We start from the raw sequence: 381 nt of genomic DNA on the forward strand, positions 1-381 counted from the left end.
CGTAGAGCAAAAGCAAGTGTAGAGGCTGCTTTAGTCGATCAAGATCTACCGTTTGAGCGCTTATTAGAAGAGTTAGGGGTAGCACGCTCTTTACTACATACACCGGTGTTTCAGGCAATGCTTGCCTATGAGACTGCTCCAAAAGCAAGTATTGAGCTAGGGAATATCATTACCGAAACACAAATTATTAGCCCCCCAACAGCTAAATTTGATATCACTCTTCATCTCAACCTCACCCCTGCAGGCACCCTGACTGGTAGCTTTGAGTATGATGCTGACTTATTTGCACCAGCGAGTGTGCAAGCTTGGGTCAAGAGCTTTACGCAGTTACTGACGCACTTAGTGGCTAACCCCCAGTTGCCAGTGCACAGCTTGCCACTA

Annotated in this window: 1 protein-coding gene; it reads left to right on the top strand. The window is 47.0% G+C overall.

Annotation, left to right across the window (positions count from 1 at the left end; all coding sequences use genetic code 11):
• A partial coding sequence (locus ICN41_RS11250) for a condensation domain-containing protein (protein ID WP_216293019.1) occupies positions 1-381 on the top strand: 381 nt, incomplete at both ends.

The organism is Polynucleobacter sp. 15G-AUS-farblos (genome assembly GCF_018882445.1).
GTDB lineage: Bacteria > Pseudomonadota > Gammaproteobacteria > Burkholderiales > Burkholderiaceae > Polynucleobacter.